Genomic DNA, 15,012 nt, shown 5'->3' on the forward strand with positions numbered 1-15,012 from the left:
GGCTCCAGGGGAGCTTCACCCTGCTGGCCTTCGGCGCGGAACAGGAGAAGGTGGATGCCCTGCGGGAGGCCGCGCGGTCGGCCGGCGTGCCGCTGGATGTGGTCGAGGACACGGCCGCGGACGAGCGGGCGCGCTACGACGCCCGCCTGATCCTGGTGCGGCCCGACGAGTTCGTCGCCTGGAGCGACGCGGCCGATACCGGGCCGTTCGACGCGGACCAAGTCCTTGCCATGGCAGTTGGCGCCATGCAGAAGATATCCTGATAGTGCACCAGGTCCTTGGCCCCATCAAGAAGTCGAGCGAAACCTGTCCGCGTCAGACCTCGGGATCAACAGTTACCACTCGGGCAAAGTCGCGCCGATTGGCATTGGCGGCAATTGCCAATGGGCCGGAGTCTTTTCGTAACCCACAATGGGGCGAGGATGCCATAGCACGCCAAATGCCGAGGCCGCTTTCTGCATCCACGCGGGGGCGACCTCGGGCAAGACTTTGACGCCGTGCCCTACCCTCGGGCCAATAAGCCTCCTCGAGTCGGCCAAGCTCCTGAGCCCACATGGATGTGCGCGTGAGGTAGTCAGGCCGCGCGCAAGTGCGAAGGTATCTCATCGGTGGAGAAGCGCCGCGGCAAGCGGCGTTCGTCAGTTTGAAAAATAGAAAGGTCGCTGCATGACGTATTTGTAATTTCGGCGTGCGCCTTTTCGCGAGCTGGTCTTCGTAGAGTCTGGACGTGGCATCAGAAACGTTGATGCCATTCGATTCACACTCAACCGAAAGGACCCTTTCATGCGAATTGCCCGCACCCCCTTCGCCCTGATCGCCCTTGCCATGGCTGCCGTTTCTTCCCCCGCTTTGGCCGGCAACTACGCCGAAGGCGATCCCCGACCGGCTGCGACGGCCTCGCAGCTGTCGCGCGCCGATGTGGCTCACGAAACGCGCGACTGGATGGCAACCGCGCCGGCCACCGGCTATCCGGAAGGCGAGGCTCGCGCGACCGTGACGGTGAGCCAGAAGACGCGTGCCCAGGTCCAGGCCGAAGCCGAGGCGTGGGTCGCTTCCGGCATGTCGCAGATGGCCTACGGCGAAGTGCCTTTCGACACCGCCGGGCCAGCCTACCGGCGGGCCCAGCAAGCCTTCAACAGCCTGCGCGCGAACTCCACGGCCGCGGCCAGCGGCCAGTGACGGCTGCCACTCGCGGCGACGGGGCGGCTGCCGTGATGACAGGAATGTAATCAGGGCCCATCGGCGCGCGGGCTACCATTCCTTCCCATGCACCTGCTAGTGGTCGAAGACGAGGAAAAGCTGGGCGACTATTTGCGCAAGGGCTTGGTGGAAAGCGGCTTCAACGTGGACCTGGCCCGCGATGGCAACCAAGGCTTGGCGCTGGCGCAGACCGGCAACTACGATGCCGTCGTCCTGGACATCATGCTGCCGGGATTGGACGGCTTCAAGGTCCTGCAGGAGCTGCGCAAGTCCAGCCCCGTCCCGGTGCTGATGCTCACCGCACGCGATGATGTCGAGGACCGCGTGCGGGGCCTGGAGGGCGGTGCCGACGACTACCTGTCCAAGCCCTTCGCCTTCACGGAACTGTTGGCCCGCGTGCGTGCGCTGCTGCGAAGAAGCCCCATGCAGGACGCCACGCGCTATGCCCTGGCCGATCTACAGCTGGATCTCACCACGCGCCGGGCCACACGCTCTGGCAAGCGCCTGGACCTGACGGCCAAGGAGTTCGCCCTGCTTTCGTTGCTCCTTCGCAGACAGGGCCAGATCCTGTCCCGGGCGGTGCTGGCCGACCAGGTCTGGGGCATGAACTTCGATAGCGAGACGAACGTGGTGGAAGTGGCCGTGCGGCGCCTTCGCAGCAAGATCGACGATCCGTTCGAGGACAAGCTCCTGCACACCGTCCGCGGCATGGGGTACGTCATGGAGCACCGCGGCGCCGCGCGCTGAGCCGGCACATGTCGATCCAGACCTCGCTCTCGCGCTGGTTCGCCATCCAGACGCTGGTGGGACTGAGCCTGGTGTGCGCCGGCGTCTACGCCACCACCCGATGGAGCTTCCAGCTCAAGCAGGAGGAGGAGTTCGCACGACACGCCGACATCGTGCGGCGGGTGGTGACGGAAACCATCCAGCCCCTGAACGCGAACGCCCTGCGCCATAAGCTGGACGACTATTTCCAGTCCCACACCGATGCGGCGGTGTCCCTCTGGGCGGCGGGGCAGCCGCTGTACGAATCCAGCATGCGCCCCGCAGGCGACACCTGGCAGACCCGCAAGCTGACGCTGTGGGACGCACGGATCGACGGCCAACCCGTCGAAGGGCGCATGAGCCTCGACATCGGCAGCGACAAGGTGCTCTTGGAGCGACTCGCCTGGACGCTGGTGGGCGCCGCCGTCCTGGGCACGCTGCTCGTGTCGCTGACCGGCACGCTGCTCGTGCGGCGTGGCCTGAGCCCCTTGAAAAAGCTGGCCGACGAAACCGGCGCCGCAGGCCCTGACCAACCTGGCCATCGCATCGACCCTGCGGGCTACGCGAGCGAGCTGCACCCCTGGATCGCCCAGTTCAACGGATTGCTCGGCCGTGTGGAGGCCGCCTATGCCCAGCTCGAAGCCTTCAACGCCGACGTCGCCCATGAGTTGCGTACGCCCCTGTCGAACCTGATCGCGCAGGCGGAGGTGGAACTGCGCCACGATCGCTCGGAGGCAGAACTCAAGGAGACCTTGGGATCACAACTGGAGGAAGCCCGACGGTTGACCGCCATCGTCACCGACATGCTCTTTCTGTCGAAGGCCGATCGCGGCGCGCAGGCCCGCCGGGGCGCGCCCGAGAGCCTGGCCGAGCAGGTCCGGGCCGTCGCGGAGTTTCAGGAAGCTTCCCTGGAGGATGCGCGCGTGAGCCTGACGGTGCGTGGCGAGGCCGTGCTGCCGATGGACACGGGGCTGCTCAGGCGGGCGATCTCCAACCTGGTGAGCAACGCCAAGCGCTACGCGGCCCCCGGCTCGCAGATCCTGGTGAGCATCGAGCGGCACGAAGGCGAGGTTCGCCTGACCGTGGAGAATCACGGCCCCCCCATCGCCCCCGATGCCCTGCCACGGCTATTCGAGCGGTTCTACCGCGCAGATCCGTCACGCGCCGGCTCGGCGAGCCATCACGGTCTGGGCCTGGCCATCGTGGCGGCGATCGCGCGGATGCACGGCGGCACCACCTTCGCGAGCAGCAAGGACGGCATCACGCGGGTCGGCCTGAGCTTGCGCGAGGCCCATTCCCCCGCGAGGCCGATGGCCTCGACATCTCCCCCTCCAGCCGGGACCATGAGCGCGCCGGAGAACGCGCCCCAGGCGCGCGGTCGATCGCCCGCTCGGATTATTTGACGGCCGACGTGGACGGGGCCGGGCGCTGCACGGGCCACGGTGCGCCGCGGCTGACGCTGTTCCAGGCGGGATGCTTCATGGCGGCGTCGAGGTCCGCGTTGACCTGTTCGCGGGTCAGCCCGGCCCCAGTCTTGGTGACCGGCCAGGGCGCTCCACGGCTGATGGCTGTCTGCCACGCGGGGTGCTGCATGGCGCTGGCCAGTTCGGCGTTGACCTGCTCGCGCGACTTCACGCTGACATGGTCGGGAAAGAAGACGGCGCCCGCTTCGCTGGTGTCGGGATGGAAGGCGCCGGCGGCCTTGGCGGCAGGCGCCAGGAACATCAGAGCCGCTCCCGCGGCTGCGACGAAGGAACGATGGGCAGGCATGTGCATGGAAGGTCTCCTAAAGACAGTGGCAGTGGCACCGGTCACCCCGACCAGGATGTGCAACTGACTCTAGGAAACGGACCCGACACTTGGCGCACGCCACGATGACATCTGTGTCATGCTCTTGTCATCTACGCAAGGCCTCCATCTCCGGGTGAACGGCGTCGCGCTCCTGGCATCGTGCAGTGACCGCGCTGGGACGCCGCGGGCGTGCGATACGCCAGCAGGCGAAGTGCGTTGAAGACCACCAGCAAGGTGGAGCCCTCGTGGACGGCGACCGCCACACCGATGCCCAGGCCCATGATCGTCGCGGGCACGAGCACGGCGACGATGCCAAGGCTGACAACCACGTTCTGCCGAATCACCGCGCGGGTGTGTCGGCTCAGCCCCACGGCGAAGGGCAGATGCATCAGGTCGTCGGCCATGAGGGCGACGTCCGCGGTCTCCAGCGCCACGTCCGATCCCGCGGCGCCCATGGCGATGCCGACAGTTGCGTTGGCCATGGCGGGCGCGTCGTTGACACCGTCGCCGACCATCGCGACTTTGGTCTGCTCACGCAGCTTGCGGATGGCCTGCACCTTGTCCTCGGGCATCAGGTCGCCCCAGGCCTCGTCCAGGCCCACCTCGGCGGCCACCGCCCGGGCGACGTTCTTGTGGTCACCCGAGATCATGATCATTCGGGTGATGCCCAGGCCGCGCAGTTGCTGCAGTGCCTGGCGCGCGCCTGTGCGCGGCGTATCCAGCAGCCCGATCGCCCCCAGATCGCGCTCGCCGCGGCGCACCACCATGCTGGTGCGGCCGGCCTCGCGCAGTCGATCGATGGCCGCTTGCGCTGCGCCGCTCAGGGGCGGGACGCCATCGGTGCCGAACATCTCGGCTTTCCCGATCCACACGGTTTCGCCGTCCACACGGGCCCTGACGCCGCGGCCGATGAGGTTTTCGAGATCAGCCGCCACGAGAGGCGGCTTGGCGCCCAGGCGCTCACGCCCGTCGCGGGCGATGGCGGCTGCCAAAGGATGGTCGCTCAGGGACTCGACCGCGACGGCCACGGCGAGCAGTTCCTCATCGGTCACGCCGTCGATCGGCACCACGTCCGTGATCCGGGGCCGGCCTTCCGTGAGCGTGCCCGTCTTGTCAAAGGCCATCGCGCTGAGCGAGCCCAACTCTTCCAGCGGTGCGCCACCTTTGATCAGCACGCCACCGCGAGCGGCACGCGCGATGCCCGACAGGACGGCGCTGGGCGTGGCGATGGCCAGTGCGCAGGGGCTCGCAGCCACCAGCACGGCCATGGCGCGGTAGAAGCTGTCCCGGAAGGGCTCGTCCACGACCACCCAGGCAAACAGCAGTATCACGACGAGCGCGAGGATCGCCGGCACGAAGATGCGCTCGAACTTGTCGGTGAAGCGCTGCGTCGGGGACTTGCGCGTCTCTGCCTCGCTCACCATCCTGACCACGCGCGCCAAGGCCGAATCGCCGGAGCGGCGCGTGACCTCGATCTCGATCGCACCCGCACCGTTGATCGTGCCGGCGAACGCGCGCGAAACCGCATCCACCGTGTCAGGACGAATCCGCGCGGCGGCGGCATCGGGCACTGGCCGCTTGTCCACGGGAATGCTCTCGCCGGTGACTGGCGCCTGGTTGATGCTGGAGGAGCCATTCACCAGGAAGCCATCGGCGGGCAGGCGTTCGTTCGGGCGAACCTGCACGATGTCCCCAACCACCAGTTCTTCCACCGCGATCTCCACGGTCTGGCCATCGCGCCGGACCATGGCGGTGTCGGGCGCCAGCGCCGCCAGGGCCTCGATCGCCCGCTTGGCGCGCCCCATGGCGTAGTGTTCCAGCGCATGCCCGAGGCTGAAGAGGAATAACAGAAGGGCCCCTTCCATCCAGGAGCCGAGCGCCGCTGCACCAGCCGCGGCGACGAGCATCAGCGTATCGATCTCGAAGCGCTTGAGCCGCAGGTTATCCAGCGCTTCGCGCAGCGTGTAGAACCCGCCGAAGATGTATGCCAGGATGTAGCAGGCCACCGGCAGCCAGCCGGGTGCATCGCCCAGCAGTTTCTCGACGGCAAAACCGATCCCCAGCAACGCGCCGCAGGCCAGCGCGAAGATCAGTTCCGTGTTGGGCCCCAGCCATCCCCCGTGGCCGTGCGGGTGATCGTGTTCCTGGCCATGATCTTCTCCCGTCTCGTGCCGATGCCCTGGTTCGCCATGGCCCGCGTGGTCTCCAGAGCCTGTCTTGACCATGCCAGCCACGACGGTCACTCCAAGCCTCGCCAGCGCGCTGGTCAGCGACTGCTCGGTGAGACGTTCCCGGTCGAACTCCACATGTACCACCCCCGCGGCACTCGCCGCCGCTTCGAGCACCCCAGGCAGCGTGCGCAGACTGTCGATGACGGTCTGCGCGCGCCGCTGGTGACCGATGCCTTCGACCTGCCATTGGACATGGCCGAAACGCTCGGTGATCTTCGCGCCGGCCGCTTGCGTGATCTCGCGGATCCGCGCCAGAGGCAGCACGTCCGGGTCGTAGTGGATGCACAGTTGGGCGGGCGAGGAGCCCTCGCCGGGGCGGACATGCACCTTGTCGATGCCGGCGCGCCCTTGCAGCTCGTCGATCAATCGCCCAACGCAGGCGTCCGCAGCGTCAGGAACGCCCGGCAGGACCACCGGGATGTCGAGGCTGAGCTTGTTTGTCATGATGGATTTGGTCAAGCTGGGGAGCCGATGAAGGGCGGGAGTCCATGCATGCGCGGTCCGTACCCCATGGACGCAGGGCGCTCAGGCGCGAGTAGATGACTTCACTTCAACGTGAACCGCACGGATTGCACTGGCTTGCCCTTGAGGGCGACCTGCGCCACTGCCTTGGTGCCAGGACCGGTCTCGAAGGAACCGCGCGCTTCCAAGGCGGGACCGTTGGCCTTCATCTCCACTTCCTGCTTCGCGGTGCCGGACAGCAGCGTCAGCTTGGCCGTGGCGCCGCTGAGGTCCACCGGCTTGCCGTGGTCGCTGACATGGATGGCCAGAACGTCCTTGGCGGCCACCAGTTCGTAGCTCACGTCCTTGACGACGGTCACCACGCCGCCGTGGCGCGGCTTGGCCTCGTCGGCATGGTCGCCGGCAGCGAACGCGGCGCCGCTCAGGGCCAGGGAGGAGATGGCGAGAAATCGAGCAATGTTCATGGTCATGGAGGTCCTGTCACCTGGTTCAAGCCCCTCGGCATCACGGCCGTGCGAGGGGTTCACGGCGTTGAAGGCTCAGGCAGGTTTCGCGTCCGGCGGCCCGGCAGCCGCTGCAGCAGGCGGTCCGTCGAACACCTCTTCCTCCTCGTCCCTCGCATGCGCCAACCGGTAGAGCACCGGCAGCACCAGCAGCGTGAGCGCGGTAGAGGACAGGATGCCGCCGATCACCACGGTCGCCAGCGGGCGCTGCACCTCGGCGCCCGTTCCCGTGGCGATGGCCATCGGCACGAAGCCCAGCGATGCCACCAGCGCCGTCATCAGCACCGGGCGCAGGCGGGTGATCGCTCCCTCGTGGATGGCCGCGTCCAGGGAGCGGCCCTCCTCGCGCAGGTTGCGGATGAAGGAGATCATCACCAGGCCGTTGAGCACCGCCACGCCCGACAGGGCGATGAAGCCCACGGCCGCGGTGATCGACAGTGGAATACCCCGCAGCCAGAGGGCCAGGATGCCGCCCGTCAGCGCGAAGGGGATGCCGGTGAAGACGATCAGCCCGTCCTTGATGTTGCCGAACATGGCGAAGAGCAGGGTGAAGACCAGCAGCAGCGCCACCGGCACCACGATCTGCAGGCGTTGCGTCGCCGACTGCAGGTTCTCGAACTGCCCGCCCCAGGTCGTCCAGTAGCCCGTCGGGATCTTCACCCGTTCCTCCAGCGCGGCGGCAGCCTCCGTCACGAAGCCGCCCAGGTCGCGCCCGCGCACGTTGGCGCTCACGACGATGCGCCGCTTGCCGTTCTCGCGGCTGACCTGGTTGGGGCCGGGCGCCAGGTCGAGCATGGCGACCTCGGCCAGGGGGATGAAGCTGACGCGCGCAGAGGCAGCGCCTGCGGCACCTGGCGCGCCGGACGCGGTGGCCGGCAGTGGAATGGGCAGGCGGCGGATGGCGTCGATGTCGCCGCGCACATGTTCCGGCAGGCGCACCACGATGTCGAAGCGACGGTCTCCCTCGAACAGGGTGCCGGCCTCGCGACCGCCGATGGCGGTGGCCAGGATCTCCTGCACGTCGGCGATGTTCAGGCCGTAGCGCGTCACCTTGTCGCGGTCGATGTGGACGGTGAGCATCGGCAGGCCGGTGGTCTGTTCCACCTTGACTTCTGATGCGCCCGGGATGCCGGCAAGCACCTTCTCCACGTCCGCCGCGGTCTTGTTCAGCACGTCCATGTCGTCGCCGAAGACCTTCACGGCCACGTCGCTTCGCACGCCCGAGACCAGTTCGTTGAAGCGCAGTTGGATGGGCTGGGAGAATTCGTAGCTGTTGCCGGGAATTTTTGCGGCTTCTTCCTGCACGGCTTGCACCAACTCGGCGCGGGTGCGCCGGGGCTCGGGCCAGTCCTTCTCGGGCTTGAGCATGACGTAGCCGTCAGAGATGTTCGGGGGCATGGCGTCGGAGGCGATCTCCGCGGTGCCGGTGCGCGCGAAGATGCGCTCGATCTCCGGGAACTTGTCCTTCAGCCGCGTCTCGAGCTGCTGCTGCATCTGCACCGACTGCGTGAGGCTGGTACCGGGAATGCGCAGGGCCTGGATGGCGAAGTCGCCCTCGTTGAGGCTCGGGATAAACTCGCTGCCCAGGCGCGTGGCCAGCAGCCCGCACAGCACCACCGCGATGCCGGCAAAGGTCAGCACCACCGCCTTGGCGTCCAGGGCCCGGGCAAGCAGCGGCTCGTAGCCGCGCCGTGCCCAGCGCATCAGGCGGTTCTCCTTCTCGGTGACCTTGTTGCCGATGAACAGGGCCACGGCCGCCGGAATGAAGGTGACCGACAGGATCATGGCCCCGAGCAGCGCGATGACCACCGTCAGCGCCATCGGATGGAACATCTTCCCCTCCACGCCGGTGAGCGCGAAGATGGGCAGGTAGACGATCATGATGATCAGCTGGCCGAACAGCAGCGCCCGGCGCGCCTCCTTCGAGGCGGCGAAGACCTCGTGGAAGCGCTCGGTGCGCGTGAGCGGCCGACCATGGTGCGCCTGGGCATGCGCCAGGCGGCGCACGCAGTTCTCCACGATCACCACCGCGCCGTCGATGATGATGCCGAAGTCCAGCGCTCCCAGGCTCATCAGGTTGGCGCTGACCTTCTGGCTCACCATCCCGGTGAAGGTGAAGAGCATCGACAGGGGGATCACCATCGCGGTGATGACCGCCGCGCGCAGATTGCCCAGGAAGGCGAACAGCACCGCGATGACCAGGATGGCGCCTTCCAGCAGGTTCTTCTTGACCGTGGCGATGGCCTTGTCCACCAGCACCGTGCGGTCGTAGACCGTCACCGCCTCGACGCCTTCGGGCAGGTTGCGGTTGATCTCCTCCATCTTCTTGGCCACCGCCTGCGAGACGGTACGGCTGTTTTCGCCGATGAGCATGAAGACGGTGCCGAGCACGACCTCGCGGCCGTTGTCGGTGGCCGCGCCCGTGCGCAGCTCCTGGCCCAGCTCCACCTGCGCCACGTCGCGCACGCGCACGGGCGTGCTGCCAGCGCTGGACAGGATCACGTTCCCGATGTCCTCGACGCTGCGCACCTGGCCCGGCGCGCGGATCAGGTACTGCTCGCCGCGGCGCTCGATGTAGCCGGCACCGACGTTGGTGTTGTTGCGCTCCAGCGCGCGCACCACGTCGGCCAGCGACAGGCCGTAGGCGGCGAGCCGCTCCGGCACGGGTGCGATCTGGTACTGCTTGGCGTAGCCCCCGATGGTGTTGATCTCGGTGACGCCGGGCACGTTGCGCAACTGCGGCTTGATGACCCAGTCCTGGATCTCGCGCAGGTCGGTGGACGTGTAGGGCGTGCCGTCGGGCTTCGTCGCGCCTTCCCCGGCCTCTACGGTCCACAGGAAGATCTCACCCAGGCCGGTGGAGATCGGCCCCGCCACCGGATGGATGCCGTCGGGCAGCTGGCCGGTGGTGGTCTGCAGCCGCTCGTTGACCAACTGGCGAGCGAAATAGATGTCGGTGCCGTCGCGGAAGATCACCGTCACCTGCGACAGGCCGTAGCGCGAAAGCGAACGGGTTTCCTGCAGGCCCGGCAGCCCGGCCATCACGGTCTCGATGGGATAGGTGACACGCTGCTCGGTCTCCAACGGCGAATAGCCCGGCGCTGCGGTGTTGATCTGGACCTGGACGTTGGTGATGTCCGGCACTGCATCGATGGGCAGGCGCTGGTAGTTGTAGACGCCCAGCGCCGCCATGGCCAGCACAGCCAAAAGCACCAGCCATCGCTGCTCGATGGCAAAGCGGATGATTCTCTCGAACATGGTCGCGTCATCCGCCTCAGTGGGTGTGCGTGGCAGAGCCCTTGCCCTGCTCCGACTTGACGACAAAGCTGCCGGCGGCGGCGTAGCTGCTGCCTGCCTTCAGCCCACCCAGCACCTCGACGCGCTTGCCGTCGGAGCGACCCAGCTGCACCGGCTGGGCCACGAAGCCGCCTGGCACCTTGAGGAACACCACCGGCCGGTCCTCCACCGTCTGGATCGCCGATGACGCCACCGTGACCGGCGCGGCCACCTCCTCGGCCACCACCTCGATGTTCACGAACAGGCCAGGGCGCCAGGCGCCCTGCGGGTTGGCCAGGGTGACGCGGGCGCGGGCCGTGCGCGTCTGCTCGCCGATGAGCGAGCCGACATAGGCCACCGTGCCGCTGGCACTGGCGTCGAAGGCGCCGGAGCGCACGACCGCCTTCTCGCCCACGCGCACCCGGGGCAGCTCCCGCGCGGGGATGCTCATCTCGGCCCAGACGGTGGACAGATCGGAGATGGTAAACACCTGCGTGTCCTCGCGTACCGCCTCGCCCAGGGCGATGTGCTTCTCAACCACGACACCGTCGAAGGGTGCCCTTAGCTCGACGCGCCCGAGGGAGCTGCTGCCCGGCGAAGCGCCAAGCGTCAGCAGTTTCTGGTTGGCGTTGGCCGCGGCGATCTCAGCCTCGCGCAGCGCCTGGCGCGCCTGCAGCACATCCTGCTCCGGGGAGATCTTCTCCTCCCACAGTTTCTTCTCGCGCTCGTAGGTGGTCCGGGCCAGTTCCTTGCGCTGCAGGGCGGATTGCAGTTCGGCGCGGGTCTCGGAGACGGCGCTGCTGGAGATCACCGCCAGCACCTGCCCCTTCCTGACCTGCTGCCCCAGGTTGGCGCCCACGCTGTCGACCACGCCCGCCACGCGCGGGACGATGTGCGCAGTGCGGTCCTCGTTGAAGCGGATCTCGCCGGGCAGTTGCAGGCCGCCGTGGATAGTGGCTGGTGCCGCGCTGTCCAGCGTGATGCCGGCGGAGCGGATCTGCGCATCGCTCATGGCCACCTTGCCCTCGTCGCGGGTGAAGGCGAAGAGATAGCTCTCGCGGGATGTCTGCACCTCGACCGTGGCTTCGAAGTTGTGCGGCTCGGCCACCGGTTGCTCGCTGGTAAGCACGCCCTGTTGGGGCTGGAGCCGGAATTCCTGCTTCTCGCCGCTGGGGCGTGTCAGGGCGATCACCACTGTGGCGCCTGCCGCATCGGCAGGCTGGTTCTTCTCGAAGGTCCAGGCCTTGAAGCGCGGCTCGCCGCCTTCCTCGCTCAGCAGCAGCTCCAGAGAGAAGTCGCCATCGGCAAAGAGCTGGCCGCCGTGCGGTCCCTTGGGTGCCTGCTCTTCGGCATGGCCGGCTTCACCTCCTCCCTCACCGTGGGCATGACCGTGACCGTCGTCACCTTCCTTGGCCCCGGCGGCGTGGTCGCCGTGGCTGTCCGCTGCGGGTTTGCCGCCCGTCTGGGTGAGGATGAGCACCCCGGCGATGACGCCCAGCACGAGCAGCACGGCGATGGCGACGAGTTGCCTGGACCGCGAGGCCCCCCTGCCCTGCGGCTGCGGCGATGGATTGGGATTCATGGACGTTCCTTGGAAAGCGTGGAAGGAGGCGTGCCGGGAGCACCGAGCAGGCGCTGCAGGTCGGCCGCTGCCTGATGAGCCTGGGCCAGAGCCCGCAGGTACTGCGACCTGGACTGCAGCAGGGTGCGCTGCGCGTCCAGCGCTTCGAGGTAGCTGAACTTGCCCAGCTCGAAGCCCTTGGTGGCTGCGTCGAAGGCGCTTTGCGCACCGGGCAGCACCTCCTCGCGCAGCGTGTTGACCTCGGCCAGGGCCGTCTCGAAACGCTGACGCGCGGCCGTGGCTTCCGAGCGAACGCGCAACTCGGCGGCCTGCGCGAGGTCTTCGGCCTTGTCCAGCCGGCGCAGGGCCTCCTGCAGGTTGCCCCGGCTCGTGTCGAAGATCGGCAGTGGAATGGAGATGCCGACGACGGCCTGGTTGCGCGCCAGTTCCTGCTCGCGCTTGGCGCCGACGGTGAGCGTGACGTCCGGGATCCGTTTGGCACGCTCCAGCTCGGCCAGCGCCTGCAGGCGGCGTGCGTCCAGGCGAGCCTCCCTGACAGCGGGTGCCGAGTCCACGCGGGACGATACTTCCTCGGCGGCCGGCAGCGCCTGGATGTTCAGCGCATCACCGTCCACCCGGCCGATCTCTGGACCGGGGCCGATGGCGGCGCGCAACTGGCTCAGCGCGGTGCGCAGTTCGCCCTGCGCCTGCACCCGCTCGAGACGCACGCCAGCCTCGGCCACGCGTGCCTTGGTTTCCTCCACCGGCGACACCTTGCCCGCCGTCACCCGCTTGCTGGCTGCATCCCGGCCGCGCTGCGCGAGGTCGAGCGAGGCCTGTGCCAGGGTCAGGCGCTCCTGGGCCACCAGCGCCGCGAAGAAGGCCGACGTGACGCTGGCCTCGAGATCGGTCTTCCGCGCATCGAGCTGGCTGCGCGCGATGTCAATGGCACGCTCGGCCGCCTCGATGCGCGCGCTGCGCTTGCCGCCCAGTTCGATGGGCTGGCTCAGGGTCAGCGTCGTGGTGCGCGTCTCGCGCCGCTGATCCTCCCACTGCGCTTCGAGGGTGGGATTCGGCAGGGCGCCGGCTTGAACCCGGGCTCCTTCGGCTGCTTCCAGTTCATGGCGCGCTGCAGACAGCTCGGGGTTGGTCTGCCGCGCCTGCAGCATGGCCTCGGCGAGGGTCAGCGCCGCTGCCTGTCGGGCCGGCACCTGCGACGCTGGCATATTCGTCTGGGCTGCCGTAGGGCAGCCCGCGAGCGCCAGGATCGCCCACGCGATCGGCGCCAAGTTCCTGTACATCGGGTTCTCCAGTCAAGAGGGGACAGAAAGGCCGATGCAGCAGCTCTGGGGGAAGTGTCGAAGGATGTGGAGCGCTGCACCGTTCAGGCGGTGCGGCGCCATTTGGGGCGTTCGATGTCGCGAGGTTGATCGCTGCTGTACCGCGCCAGCGTGATCGTGGCAAAGACATGCGAAGTCGACTCGGCCACGTGATCGGTGGTCAAAGGCAATGCCTGCAGGGTCAGACCGTGGCATGCCGTGCAGTCAAGATCCTCACTCGGGCCGGACGGATCATCCAACTGGTCTTGGGCCGCCGCGGAGGCGTCGGATGCGGCACGGTCGTGCTGGTGTGTGTGATGGCCGAGGTGGCTCGCTCCCGGCGCCGCCTCGTGGCGACAGTAAGGCGCGGCTGCCGACCATGCCCATTGCCACGGCAAAGCAGCAAGGAGGAAGACGAGAAGCCAGCGGCGCATGGGCGAGTGCGATTGAGTTGATGGCGGCAAGGCGATCGCCAGGAGCGCTTGCTGCGCATGGTCGGGTCCAGATTCCAGGCAGCGGGCTGTTCACCTCAACGCCGCACGGACCATGCTAGTGGGCGAGATGGCCGCTTATCTAACGGGAAAATTACAAGTCTGTCATCTTGGATTCGACAGCCTATGGTCGTGCCTCAGCTGGCAACTGTCGTCAAGCATGACGATGACAAGCTCGTTCTCCCAGCGTCGCCCTGCAGCAAGTGCTCAATGCCAGCCTGCGCACCCAGATCGATTCCCTCTGGTGGGACGGCTTCGTGAGCTACTTCGTCGGCACGGTGGCGATGCTGGTCGTCGCGCCGGCCGGCCTGGGAGCGGGAGGCCATAGCTGGGTCGCCTGGACAGGCGGCCTGTTCGGGGCCATCTTCATTGCCATCGCGATCCTGATGGCGCCGCGCCTGGGTGCGACGATGGTGCTGGCATCGCCGCCGTGGGGCAGTTGCAGCTGCTGCAGCCTTTCATGGGGTTCGGCGGGGCCGCCGTGCTACCCCACGAAAAGGTGAGCTGGACGATGCTGGTGGCGACGCTGGTCGCCGTGATCTGTGCGCCTTCGTGCTACGCGCGGCCCTGAACATGGGGAACCCAGTGCTGGCGCACAGCCGCTCGCATCCGAGCGCCCGCCGGCGTGACCATCGATCTCGCACGCATCCTGGCCGGCCGACTGGGGCTGACACTCCAACTGCTGGAGTTCGACACGCCCGGCGCCGCGGGCGCAGCGCTGAGTTCGGGCGCCGCCGACATCGGGTTCCTGGCGGTCGATCCCGTTCGCGCCCAAAAACTGCGCTTCACCTCGCCCTATGTGCGCATCGAAGGCGCCTACCTCGTTCGCGAATCCTCGCCCTTAGTCACCAACGAAGATGTGGACCGACCCGGCATCCGCGTGGTTGTCGGCACGGCCAGCGCGTATGCCCTGTTCCTGGAACGTCATCTCTCGCAGGCGAAACTCGTCGAGGTGCCCAGGCCGAGCAGGTGGCAGACGCCTTCGCCGCCGACTCGAGCTTGAACGTGGCCGCCGGCGTCCGGCAGCAACTGCACGCCGATGCCATTCGGTTGCCTGGAATGCGGCCACTGCCGGGCGCCTTTATGACTATCGAGCAGGCGATGGTCCTGCCGCGTGACCGCAGCGAGCCTGCAGCGCGGTTCATCGAGACCTCTATCACCGAACAGCGCTGCAGCGGCATGGTCGCCGATGCGCTTGAACGCCATGGGATCGAGGGAGCCATGGTCGCAGACGCGTAGTCTTACGGTGTCATGGATTTCCGATCGAACCTTCTCGACTTCGGGCCGGTTGATCGATGCATGCAGTCGCGCACTGGCTACACGGAGCCGCGACTGCCTCAGCCATCCAGCCCGCCCAAGCACAGGTACTTGATCTCGAGGAACTCCTCGATCCCGTACTTCGAGCCCTCGCGC

At 67.6% G+C, this 15,012-nt stretch carries 10 protein-coding genes and 4 pseudogenes; 7 read left to right on the forward strand and 7 right to left on the reverse strand.

All coding sequences use genetic code 11. From position 1 onward, the window contains the following. The 4 genes and pseudogenes from ACIY1X_RS17930 to ACIY1X_RS17945 form a co-directional block, all read left to right on the forward strand. Positions 1 to 263: pseudogene (locus ACIY1X_RS17930) on the forward strand (monooxygenase); the annotation flags it as partial. 520 nt (positions 264 to 783) lie between these two features. Beyond that, entirely contained in the window at positions 784 to 1,179 is a 396-nt protein-coding gene (locus ACIY1X_RS17935) for a hypothetical protein (protein ID WP_304304819.1), read from the forward strand. 87 nt (positions 1,180 to 1,266) lie between these two features. After that, positions 1,267 to 1,947, forward strand: coding sequence for a heavy metal response regulator transcription factor (locus tag ACIY1X_RS17940; RefSeq protein ID WP_294371609.1), 681 nt, complete (start codon positions 1,267 to 1,269; stop codon positions 1,945 to 1,947). Positions 1,948 to 1,955: 8 nt separating this feature from the next. Beyond that, positions 1,956 to 3,368, forward strand: a complete 1,413-nt coding sequence (locus ACIY1X_RS17945; protein ID WP_294371612.1) for a heavy metal sensor histidine kinase — start codon at positions 1,956 to 1,958, stop codon at positions 3,366 to 3,368. Here the strand turns inward: ACIY1X_RS17945 and ACIY1X_RS17950 are convergent. The 7 genes from ACIY1X_RS17950 to ACIY1X_RS17980 all read right to left on the reverse strand — a co-directional run bounded on the left by ACIY1X_RS17950 (position 3,361) and on the right by ACIY1X_RS17980 (position 13,542). Further along, complete coding sequence (locus ACIY1X_RS17950; protein WP_294371613.1) at positions 3,361 to 3,741, reverse strand: DUF4148 domain-containing protein; 381 nt, start codon at positions 3,739 to 3,741, stop codon at positions 3,361 to 3,363. The genes ACIY1X_RS17945 and ACIY1X_RS17950 overlap by 8 nt on opposite strands. Positions 3,742 to 3,866: 125 nt before the next feature. Continuing rightward, a complete protein-coding gene (locus ACIY1X_RS17955) occupies positions 3,867 to 6,431 on the reverse strand; it encodes a heavy metal translocating P-type ATPase (protein ID WP_294371833.1) in 2,565 nt (854 codons plus the stop codon). A gap of 101 nt (positions 6,432 to 6,532) precedes the next feature. Next, positions 6,533 to 6,919 carry a hypothetical protein gene (locus ACIY1X_RS17960; RefSeq protein ID WP_399683050.1) on the reverse strand — a complete coding sequence of 129 codons (387 nt, stop codon included), beginning with the start codon at positions 6,917 to 6,919 and terminating at the stop codon, positions 6,533 to 6,535. Between the two features lie 69 nt (positions 6,920 to 6,988). Beyond that, positions 6,989 to 10,210: a CusA/CzcA family heavy metal efflux RND transporter gene (locus ACIY1X_RS17965; RefSeq protein ID WP_294371615.1), complete on the reverse strand. Its 3,222-nt coding sequence runs from the start codon at positions 10,208 to 10,210 to the stop codon at positions 6,989 to 6,991. Positions 10,211 to 10,226: 16 nt separating this feature from the next. Further along, positions 10,227 to 11,810, reverse strand: coding sequence for an efflux RND transporter periplasmic adaptor subunit (locus tag ACIY1X_RS17970; RefSeq protein WP_294371617.1), 1,584 nt, complete (start codon positions 11,808 to 11,810; stop codon positions 10,227 to 10,229). Further along, on the reverse strand, positions 11,807 to 13,078 hold the full coding sequence (locus ACIY1X_RS17975; RefSeq protein ID WP_316702596.1) for a TolC family protein: 1,272 nt from the start codon (positions 13,076 to 13,078) through the stop codon (positions 11,807 to 11,809). Before ACIY1X_RS17975 ends, ACIY1X_RS17970 begins: the two co-directional genes overlap by 4 nt. A 95-nt stretch (positions 13,079 to 13,173) precedes the next feature. Further along, positions 13,174 to 13,542 carry a hypothetical protein gene (locus ACIY1X_RS17980; protein ID WP_294371622.1) on the reverse strand — a complete coding sequence of 123 codons (369 nt, stop codon included), beginning with the start codon at positions 13,540 to 13,542 and terminating at the stop codon, positions 13,174 to 13,176. A gap of 260 nt (positions 13,543 to 13,802) precedes the next feature. Here ACIY1X_RS17980 and ACIY1X_RS17985 point away from each other — a divergent pair. From ACIY1X_RS17985 to ACIY1X_RS17995, 3 pseudogenes are all read left to right on the forward strand, one after another. Continuing rightward, positions 13,803 to 13,961: pseudogene (locus ACIY1X_RS17985) on the forward strand (DMT family transporter); the annotation flags it as partial. Between the two features lie 56 nt (positions 13,962 to 14,017). Then, a pseudogene (locus ACIY1X_RS17990) lies at positions 14,018 to 14,170 on the forward strand (EamA/RhaT family transporter); the annotation flags it as partial. Further along, positions 14,140 to 14,838, forward strand: a pseudogene (locus ACIY1X_RS17995) (transporter substrate-binding domain-containing protein). The pseudogenes ACIY1X_RS17990 and ACIY1X_RS17995, both read left to right, overlap by 31 nt. Positions 14,839 to 15,012: the final 174 nt, after the last annotated feature.

The organism is Xenophilus sp. (assembly GCF_044462705.1).
GTDB classification, from domain to species: domain Bacteria; phylum Pseudomonadota; class Gammaproteobacteria; order Burkholderiales; family Burkholderiaceae_C; genus Xenophilus; species Xenophilus azovorans.